This is a genomic window from Neosynechococcus sphagnicola sy1 (assembly GCF_000775285.1).
In the GTDB taxonomy this organism is placed as follows: domain Bacteria; phylum Cyanobacteriota; class Cyanobacteriia; order Neosynechococcales; family Neosynechococcaceae; genus Neosynechococcus; species Neosynechococcus sphagnicola.
Genome location: NZ_JJML01000029.1, coordinates 83,190 through 104,344, shown reverse-complemented (window position 1 = coordinate 104,344; position 21,155 = coordinate 83,190). Strand labels below are relative to the sequence as shown.

The window sequence follows — 21,155 nt, the reverse complement described above, 5'->3', positions numbered from 1 at the left end:
ATTCATCAGCAGCATTCAGTAGTTGGCACCAACGGCAGACAGAATTCTCTATGACACAACTTGAGATCAAACCCCAGATCGGCACGGGGCAGTTACATCCGCCCCACCCAACCCCCTGGTGGCAGTTCTTCACCTTTAGTACGGACCATAAGGTCATTGGGATTCAATACTTAGTCACCACCTTTTTTTTCTACCTGATTGGTGGATTACTAGCCACTGGCATTCGTACCGAACTGGCAACTCCTGAGGTAGATTTTGTCAGTCGTGAAGTCTACAACAGTCTCTTCACTGTCCATGCCACGGTGATGATTTTTCTTTGGATTGTGCCTGCGGGTACTGGAGGGTTCGGTAACTACTTGGTGCCGTTGATGATTGGTGCCAGAGACATGGCCTTCCCTAAATTAAATGCCGTTGCCTTCTGGATGATCCCCCCCGCAGGCTTGATGCTGATGAGTAGTTTCCTCGTCGGAGCCCCTGGCTCGGGGTGGACATCCTATCCCCCCTTAAGTCTGATGAATGGCAAGGCAGGGGAAGCGATTTGGATTCTCAGCGTCCTGTTGCTGGGAACGTCCTCCATTTTGGCGGCGCTCAACTTCCTGGTGACCATTGTCAAAATGCGGCTACCTGGGATGGGCTTCAATCAGATGCCCTTGTTCTGCTGGGCGATGCTGGCCACTTCGTTGATGGTGTTGATTTCCACCCCGGTGCTTGCGGGGGTCTTTAATTCTGTTGTCCTTTGATCTATTGGCCGGAACCGCCTTCTTCAACCCCGACAGGGGGGGGTAGATCCGATAGTGTATCAGCACATGTTCTGGTTTTATTCCCATCCGGCGGTCTACATTATGATTCTGCCGGTTTTTGGGATGATTTCAGAAATTCTGCCGACCCATGCCCGGAAGCCAATCTTTGGTTATCAAGCGATCGCCTATTCTAGTTTGGCCATCAGCTTTTTGGGAACGATTGTCTGGGCGCATCACATGTTTACCAGCGGCACGCCACCCTGGTTACGCATGTTTTTTATGATCACGACCATGATCATTGCCGTGCCCACAGGGATCAAAATTTTCAGCTGGTTGGGCACCCTTTGGGGGGGCAAGTTACGCCTCAACAGTGCACTGTTGTTTGGGATGGGATTTGTCTCCATGTTTGTGATCGGCGGCATTAGCGGGGTCATGGTTGCCTCCGTTCCCTTCGATATCCATGTCCACGACACTTACTTTATCGTCGCCCACCTGCACTATGTCCTCTTTGGCGGTAGTGTGTTTGGCCTCTATGCTGGGTTCTATCATTGGTTCCCTAAAATGACGGGGCGGATGATGAACGAGACCTGGGGCAGAATTCACTTTGCCCTCACCCTTGTTGGCTTTAACCTAGCGTTTATGCCCATGCACAAGCTGGGCATGGCAGGAATGCCCCGCCGGGTTGCAGAGTATGATCCCCAATTTGCAACCTTAAATCTGGTCTGCACCATCGGCAGTTATATCCTGGCGGTTTCCACCCTGCCCTTTATTGTCAATGCCGTTTGGAGTTGGATGCGCGGCCCTATTGCTGGCGATAATCCCTGGCGAGCCTTGAGCTTGGAGTGGACCACCAGTTCCCCACCCCCCGTTGAGAATTTTGAGGCGGATCCAGTACTTACAGTGGGTGCCTATGATTATGGGGTCGATCTCTTCCATCGCAATCACAATTCCTCGATGGATGGCACAGAGCAGGAAGCCCTCTCAACCAGTTCCTCCACCGTTTAAGCCAAGGGCTGTTAGTTGACGGGGGAATTGCTCACACTTAATGCTGATTGCACCCTAGGTAACGTCCATGCAAAGTCCAACTGTTGATTCATCCAGCTCCACCCTGAATTTTCCTCACACTCAGGAAACCACGGCTGGTCATGCTGGCCATCACCATGACTTCCGCCTCTTTGGGGTGATGGTGTTTTTGGTGGCAGAGAGCATGATTTTTCTGGGGCTGTTTACGGCCTACCTAACCTTTCGAGCAGTGGCTCCCATTTGGCCCCCCGAAGGGACACCGGAACGGGAACTGCTGCTCCCCGGCATTAACACCCTGATTTTGATCTCCAGTAGCTTTGTGATTCACCAAGCGGATACGGCGATCAAGAAGAATCAGGTTTCTGGGTTGCGTAACTGGTTCGCAGCCACCTGCCTTCTGGGGGTCGATTTTCTTGGCGGGTCAGGTGTATGAGTATATGCACCTAGAATTTGGCCTGACCACGAACCTCTACGCCAGTACTTTCTATGTTTTGACAGGATTCCACGGCCTCCACGTTTTATTTGGGTTGCTGCTGATGGTCGGGGTGCTGTGGCGATCGCTCCAACCCGGTCACTACAGCCAAGACAACCACTTTGGCGTTGAAGCAGCTGAACTGTATTGGCATTTTGTCGATGTGGTCTGGATTGTCCTCTTCCTGCTGCTGTATATCCTTTAGGCTCTGTGGTTGAGGGTCAACAGGCAACCCCAAGAAGGTAATATTTCTCTCCCTGCTCTTGGAGGGCTTTAAAGTCATCCTCACCCTTGGTGGGATTGGCATCAGTGCCAACCCGTCCATCCTCAGGCAGGCTGTTCATCCCCATCCCCCCCCGTATCCCAGTCAGCAACGGCTTCCCACCCCAATCCCCGCCGGAGTACCAGGGGAGTTTCTGTCGTCAGCTCTAAAATTGTGGAAACCTGAATCTGGGGTTCAGAACCATCATCGATAATCAAATCTACGAGCTTATCGAGGCGGTCAAACAGTTCGGCACCGGAGATCGGGTGCTCAATTTGTCGCATGGCAGTCTCTGCCATATCTTCATCGGTGGGTAAGTAGGCAGAAGTCGAAATGATCGGGTTTCCCAAGGTCTGCATCAATCCTTGACAAACTCGGTGATCCGGAACCCGAATCCCGGTGGTTTTGCGTTTGGGGTTCATCACTAACTTGGGCACCAATTTGGTGGTTGGGAGTAGGAAAGTGTAGGGTCCCGGAATCAGGTGTTTCATGATCCGATAGGCCGTATTACTAACGATGGCATAGCTGGCAATATCGGACAGGGACGGACAGAGAAACGTTAGGGGCTTGTCGTTGGCTAATTGCTTAATCTGCCGCACCCGAGTGATCGCTGACTTGGCGTTGAGATCACAACCAATGGCATAGACCGTATCCGTAGGATAGAGCATCACAGCTCCATCCTTTAATGCAGCTGTAATCTGCTCCAGGGTGCGGGTCTGGGGAGTTTCTGGATGAATCGTGTAAATCTTCGCCATGGGGGCAATAGGATGTAGGTTAGGTGCCGAGATGCGGCAGTACCTGAAAAAACCTGACAATCCGAATTATGACCAAGCTAGCCTATTTTGAGTGTCCAACTGGGATTGCCGGCGACATGTGTCTGGGGGCACTGGTTCACGCGGGAGTACCCTTAGAATACCTGATTGCACAACTCAGCTCCCTGGGGATCACGGACGAGTATCATCTCTGGGCAGAGCGAGTGCATCGGAATGGGCAGGAAGCCACCAAGGTTCATGTTGATCTGACCCCAGGGGCGGATCACGCGGATCACTTGGGAGCGGTACATGATTCCCCTCTGCCCCATGCCCGACACCTGCCAGAAATTGCCGCGATCATCCGGCGGGCTCACTTACCTCCTCGGGCTGAAGCTTGGAGTCTGGAGGTTTTTGACCAACTCGCAGCGGCGGAGGGGGCGGTGCATGGGATTGCGCCGGAAAAAGTCCACTTCCATGAAGTCGGGGCAACCGATGCCATTGTAGATATTGTCGGTACCTGTCTGGGTCTGGATTGGTTGGGGATCGATCAAATTTACTGCTCCGCCTTGCCTACGGGGGGCGGCACGGTGAAAGCAGCCCACGGGCAACTGCCAGTGCCCACTCCGGCGGTGCTGAAGCTCTGGGAGATGCGCCAGGTGCCAGTTTATAGCAATGGGATTGCCAGGGAATTGGTCACCCCTACGGGGGCGGCGATCGCGACCACGTTAGCAATCAGCTTTGGCTCTCCCCCAGGGATGGCGCTGCAAACCCTGGGCTTGGGAGCTGGTTCCCATTCTCTATCGCTGCCAAATATCCTGCGGCTTTGGATTGGTAACCCCTGTGAGGGTTCGGCAACCCTCGCTCCCGACACGGAAACCATAGCGGTCTTAGCCACTCAGATTGATGATCTGTCTCCCCAAGCGATCGCCTATGCCTGTGAGCATTTGTTCGCGGCGGGAGCGGTGGATGTGTTTTCCCAGGCGATCGCCATGAAGAAGTCTCGCATGGGGGTGTTGCTGACGGTGATCTGTCCACCGGAGCAGATTACTGCTTGTGAAACCGTGCTGTTTCAAGAGACGAGCACCCTGGGAATCCGGCGATCGCTGCAACAGCGAAGGGTACTCCAGCGCTCGATCCAAACCGTAGAAACGGCCTATGGTAAGGTTGGGATTAAAACTTGCTGGCATTGCTACGGATGCGATGGCCGAAGGCTGGTCGGAGACCATCACCAACGTGCAGCCTGAGTACGAAGACTGTGCCAGACTGGCACGACAGCATCACCAACCCTGGCGGGAAATTCATCGACTGGCTTTAGAAGCCTGGTATCAGCAAGGGTACTCCGACGCAAGAAGCATGGGTGGTTGCCACAAAACAACGAATACTCAGGGAATTTGACATGGGTGACCTAGCCTCTCAACCCCCGTTGTATCCCCTCAACCTGGTCAACGCCAAGCTACCTGGAAGCAATGGGTTACACCAGATTCTGATCAATGATCAAGGATTGATTCAGGCGATCTCGCCGATGTCAGCGGTAACCCAGATCCCGTCTCCCACCTTGGATGTTGGGGGAGATTGGATTTCCCTGGGGGGGGTTGGATCTACAAATTAATGGAGCCTTGGGACTGGCCTTTCCTGATCTGACGGCAATGACTGGGGAAAAACTACCGGAAATTTGCCGATTTCTTTGGCACCATGGGATTGATGCCTTCTTACCCACCCTGGTGACGACATCCCTTGAGAAAATCCATCAGGCATTAGCGGTGATTGCCCCTCTGGTCAACCAACCCCCCATGGCTGGTATGGCCCAAATCTTAGGGGTTCATCTGGAAGGCCCTTGCCTCAATCCTGAGAGGCGGGGGGCCCATCCACCGGAGTATTTACTGCCACTGACTTTAGAAACCGTGCAGGCTGTTCTGGGAACCAACGCTGCCATCGTCAAGATCATCACCCTGGCACCGGAGCTAGACCCGACAGGCACGGTGATTCCCCAGCTGCGATCTCAGGGAATGATTGTCAGTCTCGGACATTCTCAAGCCACGGCTGCCCAGGCAAATCAAGCCTTTCAACTGGGAGCTTCGATGGTGACCCATTGTTTTAATGCTATGCCACCCTTGCATCATCGAGAACCTGGGCTGTTGGGGGCGGCGATTCTGGATCCAGAGATTAGTTGTGGTTTGATTGCCGATGGTCAGCATGTGACGCCGATGATGATCGATCTCTTACTCCGAGCCAACGCCTCTGACCAGGGTCTGTTCCTTGTGAGTGATGCCCTCGCTCCCCTAGGACTGCCGGATGGGATTTATCCCTGGGACAGTCGCCAAATTGAGGTGAAGCAGGGAACGGCTCGACTACCCGACGGCACACTAGCGGGTACGACATTGCCCCTCTTGGTTGGGGTGCAGAACCTTGTGGGATGGGGAATCTGTGGGGTTGAGCGGGCGATCGCCCTGGCAACTCAGGCCCCGAGACGGGCGATGGGACAAGCTGGTCTAGCGGTGGGGCAACCCGCCCACTTTCTACGCTGGCATCTGGATGCCATAACTAATGCTCTTTCCTGGAAACGGTTAGAAATGGTTGCTCCAGTCCCGTGACTCGATCTTCCTGAGCGGAAACTGGTCGGAGAGTCCCGAACACCTACATGAACTCTGGCTAGCCTTCCTAGAAGCTAGATTTTAGGGTGGACATATTCACGCTTGAATGGGCGAGGGGATAGGAGATGGCATTACAGACAGTTCTCATGTTCGTCCTGGGGGGATGTCCACCTAGTGAACGGGACTGGCGGGATTCGAACCCTCGACCTATCGCTTAGGAGGCGATCGCTCTATCCATCTGAGCTACAGCCCCAGACAATGGAGCGATTATAGCAGTTGGCTGACGCGATCGCCCTCGATCGTTGCCCATCCGATTCCAGTTGCAAAGGTGAGTCTATGCTACATCTATAAGGAGCAAAGTCTTGTTGGGGAGCATGGCTGAGCTGAGTCGGGGATGCTAGACTGGCGACTCCATGGTTCTAGACGTGTCTGAACTGCTGGCTGCTGCATCGGGGCATTGCAAGGATCAACGATCACTGCTCCATCCAGGAACTCCAGGACGTAGGCAAAACACGTGGCTTCTGAGCTATCAAGCACTCCATATAGTGGTTAAAGCCAGGTTCTGTACACTATTACACTAGGTTCTGCGCAAGTTCTGTCCTAGAGATTTTTGACCCATCGTGATATGAATCCTCCTCCAACCGATTTCCTAAATCACCTCAATCCATCTCAGCGGCAGGCTGTGGAGCATTTCTGTGGCCCTTTGCTGGTGATCGCGGGAGCGGGTTCTGGCAAAACCAGAGCCTTAACCTATCGGATTGCCAATCTGGTACTCACCCACCGCGTTGACCCTGAAAATATCCTGGCGGTGACGTTTACCAATAAAGCGGCACGGGAAATGAAGGAGCGGATTGAAAAACTGTTTGCTGAACAGGAGTCCCTGCGATCCCAAGGTCAGTCCTTAGAGTCCCTGTCCCTTAGTGAACAAACGCGATTGCGATCGCAGGTCTATAAAACGATTACGAAACCCCTGTGGATTGGCACCTTTCACGCTCTCTGTTCTCGGATTCTCCGGTTTGATATCGAAAAATTTCAAGATGAAAAGGGACGTACCTGGAAGCAAAACTTTTCCATCTTTGATGAACCAGATGTTCAAAGCTTGATTAAAGATATTGTCGTTAATCAATTAAATCTCGACGATAAAAAGTTTGATCCTAAAAGTGTTCGCTATGCCATCAGCGGAGCCAAAAATAAAGGCGAGACACCGCAAGTCTTTGAGCAGAACCAGCCCAATTTTCGCGGACGGGTAATTGCCGATGTCTATTCCCGTTACCAGGAAGCGCTGGCCGCCAATAACGCCCTCGACTTTGATGATCTGATCTGGGTGCCGGTACAGTTATTTCAGCAAAATCAGCTGGTGCTGGATTACTGGCATCGTCGTTTCCGTCATATTTTAGTCGATGAGTATCAGGATACAAACCGTACCCAATACGATCTGATTCGGTTGTTGACCACCAACGGCGTGGAAACGGATGCGTTTGAAGACTGGCAGCACCGTTCCATCTTTGTGGTCGGCGATGCCGATCAATCGATTTACTCCTTCCGAGCTGCTGACTTTACGATCTTGATGGGGTTTCAATCTGACTTTGGGGACGGTCTTGCGGACGACGATACCCGCACCATGGTGAAGCTGGAAGAAAATTATCGCTCAACAGAAAACATTCTTCAGGTTGCCAATCACCTAATTGAAAATAATACCCAACGGATAGATAAGATCCTCAGAGCAACGCGGGGTTCGGGAGAGGCAATTTTTTGCTATCGCGCCGATCATGAACTCGACGAAGCTAACTTTGTCGTTGACCAAATGCGGAAGCTGGTGCAACAGTATCCCGAAGCGATTCATTGGGGTAGTTTTGCCATTCTTTACCGCACCAATGCCCAATCCCGAGCCTTGGAAGAAAGCCTGGTGCAATGGAGCATTCCCTACAGCATTGTCGGGGGACTGCGATTCTATGACCGCAAAGAAATTAAAGATGCCATTGCCTATGTGCGGGCGATCGCCAATCCGGCGGATACGGTCAGTCTCTTGCGCGTGATTAACACTCCTCGACGGGGGATTGGCAAAACTACGATTGAGGCACTGGTGGGTGCGGCCCAACAACTGGGGGTGCCGCTGTGGGAAATTTTACTGGATGAAACCTCGGTGAAAACCTTGGCAGGACGTTCCGCTAAAGGGGTGATGAGTTTTGTCCAATTGCTCCTGAAGTGGCAGGGGCAGATCGCCACTGCTGCGGCCTCTGAAATTGTCCGGGGGATGATGGAAGACACAGGCTATGTTGCCGATTTAAAAGCTCAGGGCACTGAAGAGTCTGAGGATCGGCTGCAAAACGTCCTGGAACTCTACAATGCGGTGCTGCAATTTGAAGAAGAGCATGAAGATGCGACGCTACTAACCTTCCTCGCCAGTGCCACCCTCGCCTCTGATCTCGATAGTTTGCAGGAGGGTGAAGCGCGGGTTTCATTAATGACCCTGCACTCATCAAAGGGGTTAGAATTCCCCGTGGTTTTTCTCGTAGGCATGGAACAGGGGCTATTCCCTAACTATCGCTCTTTGCAAGATCCCGCAGCCCTGGAAGAAGAACGTCGCCTCTGTTATGTCGGCATTACCCGTGCCCAGGAACGGCTGTTTATTACCCATGCCCAGGAACGACGGCTCTGGGGTTCCCGAGAAGCCGCCATTCCTTCCCAGTTTTTGCAAGAGTTGCCCAGAGATTTAGTGGAGAGTAATGTCCCCCGTGCCGTTTTCAAAGGGGGATCGCGGGCGGCTACCCCGGCTCAACGTCCCTCTCCATCCTCTAGCCCGCGTCCCAGCCGTCGCCTCCCCACCTCACGACAAATCTGGACTGTGGGCGATCGCCTGGTTCACGATAGCTTTGGAGCCGGACAGGTAACCCACATTTTTGGCAGCGGCGATAAACTCTGTCTGGCGATCAAGTTTGCCGGGGTAGGACAGAAGATTATTGATCCGAAACTTACGGCCTTACATCGGGTTGAGAATTAACCGTGAGGCTCGATGGGATCTCGCTGCTGCAACCTGGTATCCAGGCGTTGCTCTGCGGCCAGACGCTCCAGGTCATAGTCATGGAGATCGACATAGTGCATCTGGGCCACTAAGGTGGGATGAACCTGTTGGATTTGCCGATACATTTCCTGGGCAATTTCCCGGTAGGAGGCATGCCCCTGCCGCCCACTGCGGAGTTCCACAAAATGGTAAACCTCCCGCAGATTTAACTTCATCCGCCAGCGCACCCGATAGGCGAAGGGCACCCCATATTGGGCGGCGGTGGGCAGGTCTGGGTGAATCTGCGTAAAGGTTTCAGCAGCGGCGACCAATGCCTGGTGGTAAGGGTCGGCCAGATTCGCCGCAACGAGCTCGGGGGGAACCACATACCCATGGTTGACGGTGTAAGGCTGGCGTTCCTGGGTAAGCACCCGATGTCGATGTAAATCCCGATAAGCTCCCAGATCCGCCAGGATATCAAAGGTGTAATAGGTTTCTTCAAAGGCGCGACCCGGACGATCAAATCGGGAACCGCGATCGCCGATGTAGGTCTGAATAATCGCCTCTTTCTCCCCACTCGACAGCTCGGTGACAATGGTTTGCAGCTGCTCCAAGGTCAAATCGGTATGGGGGTAAAGAATTGCTGCCACCACCTTGGCTTCGGCTGCCGGATCGGATTCCACGAGTTGCACCGTCACGGGGGAGGCGGGTTGTTGCTGCCCGCATAACTGTTGGGCCAGGTGTTGGCTGCGATCGCGATTGGTTGATAAATAACGGGCATAGTTCTGCCCCCGCTCCGTTTTTGCCCGCTTGACGAAGGAAGGAATCATTTGGTCTAACTCCTGTTGCATCGCCCCGCCCAGGGTACGAACCTCGCCATGGGGTGAGGCGGCCAACTTCACCAGCAGATATTCAAAGGCACGTCCATTACCAAACAAACCGACATTCGTCAGGGTTGCCATGGGCAGTAACCCCCGCAGCAGATCCAGCGCCTTGGCGCGAGTGGCACTGTTGTAAGCGCGCTCCGAAGTGCTTGGATCTTGGGGTGTCACCCTTTTGATCCAACCCAGCAAGGGGTCAATCAATGCCGTGTAGGTGTCAAATAAATGATCCAGGGTGGTCTCGTAGGCGGTGGCATGGGGAGAGGCCATGATCGCGGGTTCCCGGTAGTAGCGATAGCGGCCATTGAGTTTACGATTGAATGGCACGTACCGGGTTGACTTCTCCAGGGGAGAAATTCCTAAGCGGCTATCCTCCAGCGCCTTGGCGGCAATATTACTAATGCCTTCACAGGCAAGATGCGCCCCCCCCCAATTCGGCCACCGAATCATCGCCATAACCAATTAACACCCGATCGTAAAAGGCTTCGGCCTGGTGAATCGCGACGAATTGATCGGTGTGATGGTTCGTAGACTCCCCAACAATTCGGGCAAATTCAGCCTCTGGAGCCTGGATAAATTCATCCAGCAAAATGCGGCGCAATCCCTTGTCACTGCGGCTATAGCGGGAGAAGAGGGCACCTTTGACCACTTCTGGTAGATTTCGCAGGCCAAACACGGGGCGATCGACATTGGTCACAAAAGGCTGGAGCAAATTGCCCTCTTGATCAGTTAGTGACGGCTCCTGTGCCTCTTTCATATCGCGCGACTGCATCCCGTGAACTACAACAAAGCTTGATCCCAGGCGATCAGGACTGCGGGTTCCCCATGTCGTCCTCGACCGAGGTGAGGCCCGTAGACCCAAACCCCCCACTGCCCCGTTGAGATGGGGTGAGGTGATCCACTTCTTCAAATTGACCCCAGACCACTGGTGCCACTACCATCTGAGCAATTTTTTGCCCCCTGGCGATCGCAACGGCTTCTGAACCTAGGTTGAGCAAAATCACCTTGATTTCACCCCGATACCCTGCATCCACCGTCCCAGGAGAATTCAACACTGTCACCCCCTGTTTCAGCGCCCAGCCACTGCGGGGGCGTACCTGTAATTCAAATCCAGGGGGCACCTCGGCGGCGATCCCCGTGGGCACCGCCAACCACTGCATCGGTTGGATCGTGCATTCAGTTACCGCTACTAAATCTGCGCCGGAGTCACCGGGATGGGCATACTGGGGCAGTTTGGCCTCCGGGTTGAGTCGCTGAATTTTGATCCTCACGGAATGATCGTCAGTCATGGGGGACGTTAGGGTTGAGGGGTAGTAAGTTTCACAGTTGTTGCTGATGCACTTCAGATTTGAACTGGCGGTCTCAACCGCTGGCAATGTTTCAGGCGATACGATCCGCCGCTATATCGACACACAAAGGACTAGATAGTTGTTCGCCTACGACTCACGTCGCTTAAAGCTCGTTCCTGTAAACCCTCGTCAAGCTATCCGCGTTAGCCAAGTATTTCATAAAATCCGCTACAATGGAAAACGCTGTCTTCACTCCGGATTTGGTTACATGGCTAAAAAGAGCATGATTGAGCGGGAAAAAAAATCGTGAGCGCCTTGCAGAAAAATATGCTGACAAGCGTCAAGAACTGAAAGAACAGTTCGCTCAAGCAACCACCCAAACTGAGAAAATTCTGATTCACCGTAAACTGCAACAACTCCCCCGCAACAGTGCTCCTACTCGCCATCGCAATCGCTGTTGGGCCACGGGTCGTCCCAGAGGCTTCTATCGCGACTTCGGCCTGTCTCGCAATGTCATCCGAGAAATGGCTCACGAAGGGTTACTTCCTGGGGTTGTCAAGTCTAGTTGGTAGGTTGGGAGCAGTCCCAGGCAATATTGCTCCACGGATCTGCCCAGGTTGTATCGGAGGGCTGTGGGTGACTTCCACATAAATATGCTCTAGACGCACCGGCTGCCGGGAGATCGAAACCAGGGGAATGCCGTCAAAACACTGGAGAATTTCTCGCAGCTCTAGAACGGAGGGCAGCCAGAAGCAAAGGTCACCGCCATAGTAGCGGTGGGTAAAGCCGTAGGTTTGAGCCCGTGCGATCGCCGCAGCTTCATCGGTGGTTTGAATGGTAACAACTTCTGCGGCAGGCACCCACTGACAGAGTTCTGAGAGGGTTCCCTCTGCCAAGATTCGACCTTCCTTGAGAATGCCGATGCGATCGCACAGACGTTCGGCTTCTTCTAATAAATGGGTGGTCAGTAACACCGTAATACCCTGATGCTGAAGCTCTCGAATCAGGTGCCAGATTTCATAGCGAGCTTCAATATCCAGACCTGTAGTAGGCTCGTCTAAGATCAGCAACTTGGGTTGGTGAATCATGGAGATCGCCATACTTAACCGGCGTTGCATGCCGCCACTGAGGGTTTCTGCCAAAGTGTTTGCCCTAGACCTGAGGCTAACTGCTTCCAGGCAAGCCCAGACTCGCCGCGATCGCTGTCGTCCCCGCAAACCATAGAGACTGGCAAAGAAATTGAGGTTCTCGCGGCAACTCAGCCCCCGGTAAATTAAATTTTCTTGGGGAGAAACCCCAATCAGTCGCTTACTACTTTGAGACACGAGCCGTCCCCCGATGCGCACGATTCCCCGGTCAGCGCGAACGAGATTGCCAATAATATTAATCGTTGTGGTCTTGCCAGCGCCATTAGGCCCCAGCAGTCCATAGATTTCACCCGGCCAGATGTGTAAATTTAAATCCTGGAGAACCTGCTGTTTGCCGTAGGTCTTGTGGAGGTGTTCGATCTCTAGCACGAGTTGAGGCATCTCCAATAGGGAGGATTGAAGTCCATTAACCCATGGTCGGGAGGACTTGTCACCGTCATTACAGCCGCCGCTCCACCCGGAGCATCCGCCGATAGGACAGCCAGCCAGCGATCACCATCGCCAAGGTAAACCACACCAAAAACCAGAAGTGGTAACCAATCTCTGTCAGACTCCGGCCATCAGCAGAGACTTGCAGCAAGGCTTCATTCATATGATAGATGGGGTTAAACCGTGCCAGATCCAACAGGACTTTGGGAAACAAAAAAGCAGGGACAAACGCCCCTCCCAAAATCAGCAAGGGAACGCCAAACGCAGCTACCAGCGCATTGACATCTTCGGTACGGCGCGCCAGTTGCGTTCCCAAGATAAACCCCACCCCCACATAAGCTAAAATACTCAAGATGACAATGACGATGCCTAACAGCACTGAGCCGTGGAACCTTGCTCCCCAGAGGCTTGCTGCACCGTAGACGAGGAGACTCTGCCCCAGACCAATACAACTATGGGCCAGAAAAATGCCCAGAAAGTAAGAGAGCCCGCTCAGGGGGGTGAGGAATAACCGCTTCAGCGTCCGTTGCTCTCGTTCAGCCACCACCGTTGCCACGCTCCCCCCCGAAGCAACTGAAGAACAGTGCTGCCCCCACCAGAGTGGCTGGCGCTGCATTGGCAAAGGCTTCAGCCGTAGAAATCTGGGCTCGTTCGGCAAAAATGTACCCATTGAGCATCAGCACCGAAATCGGGAAAATGCTCCACAGGATCAGCGATCGCCGCCGCCGGATCAGTTCAATGAGAATCCGTTGGGCAACGGCCAGGGTCTCATGCCAGTATTTCATCGACGGTTCGCGTTGCTTAATATGAGGATTGCCATTATCTTATCTCTCAGACTTCAACCTCGGTCACGGGCCTAAAATTTACCGGAGTTGAGTAAAATACCAGCAGTTTTGCCCAGGTGTTAAGGATCGAAGCTGCTGACAAAGTGTGTGTGAGGATCTAGCTGTCTGCCCATGAGTCCACTATCAAATTCATCGCTGCTGCAACCTCTGTCTCGCCGCGCAGCGCTCAAATTATTTGGCATCGGGACGATCGCCGGAGTCCTGGGGTATTCCCGGTTTTCTAAACCAGAGCCCTATGTGTTCCAGAGCGATGCCTTGGATCTCCCCCGCCGGGTAGATCAGTCCCTCCAGGTGGTGGTCGTGGGGGCAGGTTTGGCAGGTCTGGCCTGTGCTTACGAACTCAGTCAACGCGGTTTCAAGGTCACCTTACTAGAACGGGCACCCCAACTCGGGGGTAAAGTTGCCAGCTGGCCCATTCAGGTGGGCGGTGAAACCATGATGATGGAGCATGGCTTTCATGGGTTTTTCCCCCAGTACTACAACCTCAACAATCTGGTAACGGAACTGGAGATTGAGAATAATTTTCAGTCTTTGAAGTCCTATGCCGTTGTCTACAAAGATGCCAAGTACGATCCAGAAGTCTTTCGCCCCAGCCACTCAGCCTTTCCCTGGAATGTTGTCGATCTGACCGTATCCTCCCCCAATCGTCTCAAGTGGGGTTTAAATCTGACCAAGCAGGAACACTGGCAAGTGTTTCGAGAAATCACTGCTTTTCAAGCCCAAAGTAGTTACCAACGGCTCGATCACCTCTCGGTGGTCGAGTGGGTGCAGCAGGGGTTCCCCCAGGGGCTGTTTGACCTCTATTTTCTGCCCTTTGCCAAGTCAAGTCTGAATGCCCCGGATGTGCTGAGCGTCGGAGAATTAATGCAATTTTTCCACTTCTATTTCTTCGGAAATCCAGAAGGGCTGGCATTTCGGGGAACTCGCCAGGATATGGGCCGGAGCTTAGTGCAGCCGATTGCAGAGGCGATCCTTCGTAACGGTGGCAGAATTGTCACCGAGGCAACGGTGAGTCAGGTTGCCTGGAGTCAGGGACAGATTGCCTCCATCCACTACCAGCAGGGAAATGCCGTTAGTGAGGTGCCGTTTTGGGTGCAGCGAAGCGCTGTGCTGACGGATCAACCCCTGGAACATTTTGGGGCCAGTGATCAAGTATTTGCCCTCGCCCCGGATGGACAGGAAGCTATTTCCCTTACCTGTACCCACCAGGGTTGTACGGTACAGCAAACGGTGGCGGGTGAATTTCATTGCCCCTGTCATGGTGCCGTCTTCGACCGCGAGGGACGGGTGATCCGGGGGCCGGCAAAGGGCAATTTACCCCGATTGAAAGTCGCCCAGCGGCAAGCGGATCAGGTACAACTGGTGACCAACACCACCTCGTCGGTTCACAGCTCCACCCCTCCTGGGGAGACGTTGCAGGCCGATTACTATGTATTTGCTACAGATGTGCCGGGGGTGAAACATTTGTTGAGTCTGTCAACGGGGGAGGTGAATCCCCAGATTCAACAGCAAGTGCAAGGGTTGGCGATCGCCGATCCCTTTGCTGTAGCTCGCTTCTGGTTTGATCAAGACTTTCCCTGGGAACACAGTAACTTTACCTCCTTGTCGGGCTATCGCCTCACCGATAGCATTACCCTGTACCATCGCATCCAGGATGAATACATCGCCTGGGCGGAGAAAACGGGGGGCAGTGTGGTGGAACTCCATGCCTACTGTTACAAAGAAAAAGAATTCCCCACACAAGAAGCCCTCTTGACCACCTTTGAGGCGGAGCTATACCAGGTGGTACCCCAACTGCAATCGGCAACCCTGCTGCATCGAGAACTGGTCAATCAAAAGAATTTTTCTGGTTTCCCCCCTAACAGTCACGCCAATCGCCCCGAAACCGGAACCCCAGCCGCTAATCTGCTCTTTGCCGGGGATTGGGTAAAAACTGCCCTTCCCCTGTGGTTTGATGGAACGGGCCATCAGTAGTGGGTTATTGGCCGCCAATACCATCCTGCAACAGGAAAGTTTACAACGTCGTCCCCTCTATTCGGTAAATCCAGAGGGCGTGCTGTCCTTTATTGCCCCCCGTGAAACCTAGGTGAGCATGAGTGCAATGGACCCGGCTGTCTTTTCCCCAGATTCCAAGCGCGACGGCACCTCTGCCCCCAAGAATGACCCGACACTGTCTCAGGTCACATCCAGTCACAACATACGCCGACAGGGGATCAACCTCAATCATTGGTATGTGTTGGCTCGCAGCTTTGAGGTGCAGGCCCAACCCCTGGGACTGACCCTTTGGCATCAGCCCATTGTGCTGTTTCGCGATACCCAGGGTCACATTCATGCCCTGGAAGACTGCTGTCCCCATCGGCTGGTGAGAATGAGTCATGGCATCGTCGCCGGGGATCAGCTGGAGTGTGCCTATCACGGTTGGCGATTTGATGCAACGGGACGGTGCAGCTGGGTGCCCCATTTGGCCGAGCATCAAAAATTGCCAACCTGCCGCCTCCGGAGATACCCCGTTCGGGAGCAGGATGGTTTCATCTGGGTATTCCCTGGAGAACCCGCCCTGGCGGAACAGTGCTCTCCCCTGGGGATGCCCGAGTGGGAGGATTTAAACTACATTGCCACGGTGTCATCCATTGATTGTCCAGGGCATTTCTCTTACTTGATTGAGAATCTCATGGACATGCACCATGGGCATCTTCACCAGGAGTTTCAAGCCTGGGCTGAGGCGACCCTAGAGAGCCTGGAGGAGTCTAGCACCCGTGTCGATGCCCACTATCAAGCCCAGAGCTACTATCGCATCGATCGAATGTGGTCGGTGGCGCAACTGTTTATCCCAGCCTTGCGGCAGTTGCATCCTGAACCCCTGGATGTTAGCTATGTCTACCCCCATTGGATGGCAACCCTCGGTCAAGACTTTAAGATTTATTGTCTATTTTGTCCTGTGCATGAAACCCAGACCCGAGGGTATCTGATTCACTTCACCTCCTTAAATCGCTTTCCAGAATTGCTTTACCTACCAAAATGGTTTCGCCGTTTCCTCAAAAATAGGCTGTTTGGGGCAGCCCAACACCTCTTGGATGGCCTAGTCAAGCAGGATGTCCAGATGATTCGTGACGAGCAACAAGCCTATTTGCAGCATCCTGAGCGGCGGATTTATGAGTTAAATCGGGCGTTAGTGAGTGTACAGCGGTTAATCCGCACCCAAGTAAATCCCAGCGGGGAGTCAACGATCTCCTCCGAAGTCAACCTACAATAACGAAGGGAGACGTAGTATCCCAGTAGCTCTAGCAGGTTCATCTCAAGGAGTTTTTTTTGCGGCTATGCGTAAGACCAACGATCTGCATGTGGTAGAGACCCGACCACTGCTGGCTCCGATGACCATTAAGACAGAACTTCCCATTACTCAGGCCGTTGCCGATCTGGTCGGGGGCACCCGCGATCGCATTCGGACAATTCTGAATAGGGAAGATCCCCGGTTATTGGTGGTGGTTGGCCCCTGCTCGATCCATGATGTTGAGGCTGCCTACGAATATGGGCAGCACCTGTGTCAGTTGCGTTCCGAACTGGCTGACCACCTGGAAATTGTCATGCGCGTCTATTTTGAGAAACCGCGCACCAATATTGGCTGGAAGGGGTTGATCAACGATCCCCTCTTGGATGAAAGTTTTGATATTAATCTAGGGCTGCGATTGGCCCGGAAACTATTGTTGGATCTGGCCGCTTTAGGACTCCCAGCCGCCACAGAATTACTCGATCCCATTATTCCCCAGTACATTGCCGATGTGGTTTCCTGGACAGCCATAGGGGCGCGTACCACTGAAAGCCAAACCCACCGCGAGATGGCCTCTGGACTATCGATGCCCGTAGGCTTTAAGAATGGTACCGATGGGCACTGTGATTCCGCAATCAATGCCATGCTGTCGGCCCGCCAACCCCACCGTTTTCTGGGCATCAATGCCCAGGGACTGGCCAGTATTGTTACGACAACGGGCAATCCAGACACGCACCTCGTGTTACGGGGGGGCAAGGGAGGGCCGAACTATGATGCCGCCCATGTGGAAAAAGCCGCCGCAGAGCTGACCCGTCACGGTTGTAATGCCCGGATGATGGTGGATTGTAGCCATGGCAATGCCCTGAAAGACCACAACCGTCAGATCTCAGTGTGCCGAGACGTAGCAGCTCAAATTCGCAGCGGCTCCCGACACCTGATGGGGGTAATGGTTGAGAGTCATCTGGTTGCGGGTAAGCAGTCTTTGAAGCCCGATCTCAACCACCTTGTCTATGGTCAAAGTGTCACGGATGCCTGTGTGGATCTGGCTACCACCACCCAGATGTTGCACGAATTGGCTGATTCAGTCCGGCAGCACCAAGCACTCCCCCTCGCCATTGCCCACGTTTGAATGCTTACAACGCCCCTGTGGAATAGGAGTTAAATTCTTCCTCCAGGGAAGGAACCTCCATGGGTTCGGCAGCGAGGGCTTGGAGTTCCTGAATCTGGGTCTGGAGGTGGTTGATTCGCTCTTGCAGACGCTCTTGAATGCCAGGTACGCCCATGGCAATGCAGGGACGACAAACTTCGCCACACACCTGCCCTTGGGCGTTATAAACCACAGCCAGTAAGTAATGGCTCCCTCGCAGTCGGATGGGATGGGCGCGATCGCCACAGATGGCACAACGTACTGGGGCATTGCCTACGTAAACACTGGGTTCCCACTGAATTTTCACATTCCCCCCTTGCTTGGGATTGCGGGTGATTTCCGACATCACCGTCCCGAGGACTCCTAGTTAATAAAATCTGAAGCTACAATCATTGAGCCAATCCCAGCATCCGTGAAGATCTCTAATAGCAGCGCATGGGGAATTCGGCCATCAATGATGTGGGCTGCCTTCACTCCCTGCGCCAGCGATCGCACACAACAGTTGACCTTGGGAATCATGCCCCCACTGACAATCCCGGATTCAATTAGCCGTCGGGCTTCCTGAATATCTAGTTTGGGAATCAGGGTGGAGAGGTCGCGATAGTCCTTCAAAATTCCAGCGGTATCGGTGAGCAAAATCATCTTTTCTGCCCCCAGGGCTGCTGCCAATTCCCCCGCTACCGTATCCGCATTGATGTTATAGGCCTGCCCTGTGTCATCCGCTGCCACACTGGAGACCACCGGAATATGGCCGCGTTGAATCAGGGACTCTAACAGTTGGATATCCACCGTTGTCACTTCCCCGACAAAGCCAATCCCCTCTCGACCATCGGGGCGAGCTTGGAAGAGGTTGCCATCCTTGCCACACAGCCCAACGCCAGAGCCGCCCGCCTGATTAATCAGGGAGACAATTTCTTTATTCACACGCCCCACCAGTACCATTTCCACCACATCCATGGTGGCGGCATCGGTGACCCGGAGGCCATTCTTAAACTGGGGTTCGATGCCCAGCTTATCCAACCAGGTATTGATTTCGGGCCCCCCCCCGATGCACCACCACCGGGCGCATGCCCACGGAGGCAAGAAAGACCACATCCCGAATTACCTTGTCTTTGAGGAGGGAGTCCTTCATCGCTGCTCCCCCGATATTTGACCACCACCGTGCGTCCCGCGAATTGCTGGATGTAGGGCAGGGCTTCGCTGAGAACTCGAACGCGGGTTGCTTCTGCCTTCAGGATATATTCGCTGTTGTAGTCGTATTCCATGGGTCAACTGCAAATTTGCCTCGTTGAGATTGAATGCAGTTTAGAAGAGCTTGGCGTGATCCACAAGGCCAAGTCTTAATTCAAAGCATTCTCAATCTGGGATAAATCTGGGCGATCGCTCTGGGATTTTAAAATCTTTGGTAAGGTGTGCAGCAGCCGATCGACCACCTGGACAGGGGTTTCTCCCAAGGTCACCGCAAGGCGAATATCCGCTTGGGCATAGCGTGACTGCCGTTGCTCCAGCAGGTGGGTGAGGGTGGCAACCGGGTCTACACCCTGTAACAGGGGTCGATGGCGATCCTGGTTGAGGCGATCGCACAGCACGGAGACGGGGACATCGAGCCAGACAACAATGCCATGGTGTAAATAGCTCCAGTTCTGACGACGCAGGACAATGCCGCCCCCCGTTGCGATCGCCAACTTTTGACAGGCATAGGCAGACAGTTCTGCTAACACCTGGGTTTCGAGTTGCCGGAAGGCCGCTTCTCCCTCTAGGGCAAACAAATCGGCGATTGACTGACCCGCAATTTGCGTAATCAAGGCATCGGTGTCGATAAAGCGATAGCCCAACTGAGTCGCCAACTGTTGCCCAATGGTGGTCTTGCCAGATCCCATCATGCCAATCAGGTAAATATTGATGCCTCCGAGGGCATCCTGCAACGGGTGGTTCAACACGTTTCTATCCCTGAACTCAAATCTTTTTTCATGATCTCACCGTTGCGATCCTGGAATCGACAGCAACCAGCGACCTCATCTGTCACACCCTGAAAAACAGGTGCAAATTACCTACAATTGTTAAGATAACGTAATCCTTCGCTGAAATTTTGATACGTGCCTTAATGTTGGCAGGAGCCATTCCGTGCAGTCCCAGTCCCTGAAGCTCTCCCCTTCCACCCTGGCTTTGATTGCCCCCTTTGCCCTTTGGGGAACTGCCATGGTGTTTATGAAGGGAGTCATTCCCCACACCACGCCACTGTTTCTGGCCGGAATCCGGTTGTTGCCAGCAGGCATCTTAGTGGTGGCAGTGGCGCTGCTGATGGGGAGACCCCAACCCCAAGGGTGGCGTGCCTGGTTGTGGATTAGCCTGTTTGCCCTGGTAGATGGCACCCTCTTCCAAGGATTTCTCGCCCAGGGACTGGTGCGTACCGGAGCCGGACTGGGATCGGTGATGATTGACTCCCAGCCCCTCGCTGTGGCTCTCCTAGCGCTGTGGATATTTGGGGAACAGATTGGTCTGTGGGGGTGGGTCGGGCTAGCCCTGGGGGGAGTGGGCATTAGCTTCATTGGTCTCCCCGATGCTTGGATTTTAAGCTGGGGACAAAAACTGCAAGCTGCGATGCTGCATAGCCTAGCGACGGTCGTGTCCTGGGTGCCGACCCTGAATCCTGCCCCGCTGGATGGGCCAGCACTTCTGCCCCAGTTGTTCCAAAGTGGCGAGTGGTTGATGCTTCTGGCAGCCCTCTCCATGGCCGTGGGCACGATTTTGTTGCGGGTGATCTGTCGCTATGCCGACCCCGTGAGCGCCACTGGCTGGCATATGATTCTGGGTGGATTGCCCTTGCTGGTTGCCTCCGCTGGGGTTGAATCGGAGCAGTGGATCAATCTCAATGCAATGGATTGGCTAGCCTTAGGCTATGCAACGGTCTTTGGCAGCGCGATCGCCTATGGGTTGTTCTTTTACTTCGCAGCCAGTGGTAGTCTCACAAGTTTGAGTTCTCTGACGTTTTTGACCCCTGTTTTTGCCCTCTGCTTTGGCAATTTGTTGCTGGCAGAAGTGTTGACTCCCATCCAATGGCTAGGGGTTTGCTGTACGTTAATCAGTATTTATTTGATTAACCAACGGGAGAAGCTGACCATGAGTTGGCGACGTTCCGCCCAAGTGTCTCAGCTGCTTCTGAAACCGACAGCGGTGCCAGTGATCAAGCTCCATCATTCCGACCTCTCCCGTCCCGAGGGGGTGACAAAGCCCATCATCAGTGTTGCTATCACCGTTCCAGACTCCGATGCAGAGGTATCTAGCTAACTCCAGACTGTGTGAAGAT

Annotated in this window: 10 protein-coding genes, 1 tRNA gene and 9 pseudogenes; 10 read left to right on the top strand and 10 right to left on the bottom strand. The window is 53.7% G+C overall.

Annotated features, from left to right (window positions below; translation table 11 throughout):
* Positions 1-50: 50 nt before the first annotated feature.
* Positions 51-1,745, top strand: a pseudogene (gene ctaD / locus DO97_RS13320) (cytochrome c oxidase subunit I).
* Between the two features lie 67 nt (positions 1,746-1,812).
* Positions 1,813-2,440: pseudogene (locus tag DO97_RS31260) on the top strand (cytochrome c oxidase subunit 3).
* 16 nt (positions 2,441-2,456) lie between these two features.
* Here the strand turns inward: DO97_RS31260 and DO97_RS27735 are convergent.
* Both DO97_RS27735 and DO97_RS13310 read right to left on the bottom strand, forming a co-directional pair.
* Complete coding sequence (locus tag DO97_RS27735) at positions 2,457-2,579, bottom strand: hypothetical protein (protein ID WP_275575026.1); 123 nt, start codon at positions 2,577-2,579, stop codon at positions 2,457-2,459.
* Complete coding sequence (locus tag DO97_RS13310) at positions 2,563-3,252, bottom strand: L-threonylcarbamoyladenylate synthase (protein ID WP_036534189.1); 690 nt, start codon at positions 3,250-3,252, stop codon at positions 2,563-2,565. Before DO97_RS13310 ends, DO97_RS27735 begins: the two co-directional genes overlap by 17 nt.
* Before the next feature lie 68 nt (positions 3,253-3,320).
* On the opposite strand from DO97_RS13310, the pseudogene larC reads away from it, so the two are divergent.
* A pseudogene (gene larC / locus DO97_RS13305) lies at positions 3,321-4,644 on the top strand (nickel pincer cofactor biosynthesis protein LarC).
* Between the two features lies 1 nt (position 4,645).
* A pseudogene (nagA, locus tag DO97_RS13300) lies at positions 4,646-5,840 on the top strand (N-acetylglucosamine-6-phosphate deacetylase).
* A 179-nt stretch (positions 5,841-6,019) separates the two neighbouring features.
* On the opposite strand, the gene DO97_RS13295 reads toward nagA, so the two are convergent.
* Positions 6,020-6,093, bottom strand: a tRNA-Arg gene (locus tag DO97_RS13295).
* A 372-nt stretch (positions 6,094-6,465) separates the two neighbouring features.
* Here DO97_RS13295 and pcrA point away from each other — a divergent pair.
* Positions 6,466-8,841, top strand: coding sequence for a DNA helicase PcrA (gene pcrA / locus DO97_RS13290; RefSeq protein ID WP_036534187.1), 2,376 nt, complete (start codon positions 6,466-6,468; stop codon positions 8,839-8,841).
* Here pcrA and DO97_RS13285 read toward each other — a convergent pair.
* Positions 8,838-10,479, bottom strand: a pseudogene (locus DO97_RS13285) (FAD-dependent thymidylate synthase). The gene pcrA and the pseudogene DO97_RS13285 sit on opposite strands and share 4 nt — an antisense overlap.
* Positions 10,480-10,528: 49 nt before the next feature.
* Positions 10,529-10,993, bottom strand: coding sequence for a dUTP diphosphatase (gene dut / locus DO97_RS13280; RefSeq protein WP_036534243.1), 465 nt, complete (start codon positions 10,991-10,993; stop codon positions 10,529-10,531).
* A gap of 286 nt (positions 10,994-11,279) precedes the next feature.
* Between dut and rpsN the strand changes: the two are divergent.
* Positions 11,280-11,583 (top strand): annotated as a pseudogene (gene rpsN, locus DO97_RS13275) (30S ribosomal protein S14).
* Here the strand turns inward: rpsN and DO97_RS13270 are convergent.
* The gene (locus DO97_RS13270) at positions 11,551-12,528 is read right to left on the bottom strand and encodes an ABC transporter ATP-binding protein (protein ID WP_081980750.1); all 978 of its coding nucleotides are present in this window, start codon (positions 12,526-12,528) and stop codon (positions 11,551-11,553) included. The pseudogene rpsN and the gene DO97_RS13270 overlap by 33 nt on opposite strands.
* A 70-nt stretch (positions 12,529-12,598) precedes the next feature.
* Positions 12,599-13,373: pseudogene (locus DO97_RS13265) on the bottom strand (ABC transporter permease).
* Positions 13,374-13,544: 171 nt separating this feature from the next.
* Here DO97_RS13265 and DO97_RS13260 point away from each other — a divergent pair.
* The 3 genes and pseudogenes from DO97_RS13260 (at position 13,545) to DO97_RS13250 (ending at position 17,830) form a co-directional block, all read left to right on the top strand.
* A pseudogene (locus DO97_RS13260) lies at positions 13,545-15,519 on the top strand (FAD-dependent oxidoreductase).
* 6 nt (positions 15,520-15,525) lie between these two features.
* The gene (locus DO97_RS13255) at positions 15,526-16,686 is read left to right on the top strand and encodes an aromatic ring-hydroxylating dioxygenase subunit alpha (protein ID WP_239651721.1); all 1,161 of its coding nucleotides are present in this window, start codon (positions 15,526-15,528) and stop codon (positions 16,684-16,686) included.
* 64 nt (positions 16,687-16,750) lie between these two features.
* Positions 16,751-17,830, top strand: a complete 1,080-nt coding sequence (locus tag DO97_RS13250) for a 3-deoxy-7-phosphoheptulonate synthase (RefSeq protein WP_036534185.1) — start codon at positions 16,751-16,753, stop codon at positions 17,828-17,830.
* Between the two features lie 4 nt (positions 17,831-17,834).
* Here the strand turns inward: DO97_RS13250 and DO97_RS13245 are convergent, their stop codons facing one another.
* The 3 genes and pseudogenes from DO97_RS13245 to DO97_RS13235 all read right to left on the bottom strand — a co-directional run bounded on the left by DO97_RS13245 (position 17,835) and on the right by DO97_RS13235 (position 19,788).
* Positions 17,835-18,194 carry a hypothetical protein gene (locus DO97_RS13245; RefSeq protein ID WP_052128720.1) on the bottom strand — a complete coding sequence of 120 codons (360 nt, stop codon included), beginning with the start codon at positions 18,192-18,194 and terminating at the stop codon, positions 17,835-17,837.
* A gap of 17 nt (positions 18,195-18,211) precedes the next feature.
* Positions 18,212-19,113, bottom strand: a pseudogene (argB, locus tag DO97_RS13240) (acetylglutamate kinase).
* Between the two features lie 75 nt (positions 19,114-19,188).
* A complete protein-coding gene (locus DO97_RS13235) occupies positions 19,189-19,788 on the bottom strand; it encodes a shikimate kinase (RefSeq protein WP_338038689.1) in 600 nt (199 codons plus the stop codon).
* A 184-nt stretch (positions 19,789-19,972) separates the two neighbouring features.
* Here DO97_RS13235 and DO97_RS13230 point away from each other — a divergent pair, with 184 nt between their 5' ends.
* Positions 19,973-21,136 carry a DMT family transporter gene (locus DO97_RS13230; RefSeq protein ID WP_275575023.1) on the top strand — a complete coding sequence of 388 codons (1,164 nt, stop codon included), beginning with the start codon at positions 19,973-19,975 and terminating at the stop codon, positions 21,134-21,136.
* The last annotated feature ends 19 nt before the right edge of the window (positions 21,137-21,155 follow it).

Bases quoted from the DNA above. Each gene is read 5' to 3' on its own strand.
- DO97_RS27735 (WP_275575026.1), bottom strand. From the start codon at position 2,579: ATGAACAGCCTGCCTGAGGATGGACGGGTTGGCACTGATGCCAATCCC.
- DO97_RS13310 (WP_036534189.1), bottom strand. From the start codon at position 3,252: ATGGCGAAGATTTACACGATTCATCCAGAAACTCCCCAGACCCGCACC.
- pcrA (WP_036534187.1), top strand. From the start codon at position 6,466: ATGAATCCTCCTCCAACCGATTTCCTAAATCACCTCAATCCATCTCAG.
- DO97_RS13255 (WP_239651721.1), top strand. From the start codon at position 15,526: ATGAGTGCAATGGACCCGGCTGTCTTTTCCCCAGATTCCAAGCGCGAC.
- DO97_RS13250 (WP_036534185.1), top strand. From the start codon at position 16,751: ATGCGTAAGACCAACGATCTGCATGTGGTAGAGACCCGACCACTGCTG.
- DO97_RS13245 (WP_052128720.1), bottom strand. From the start codon at position 18,194: ATGTCGGAAATCACCCGCAATCCCAAGCAAGGGGGGAATGTGAAAATT.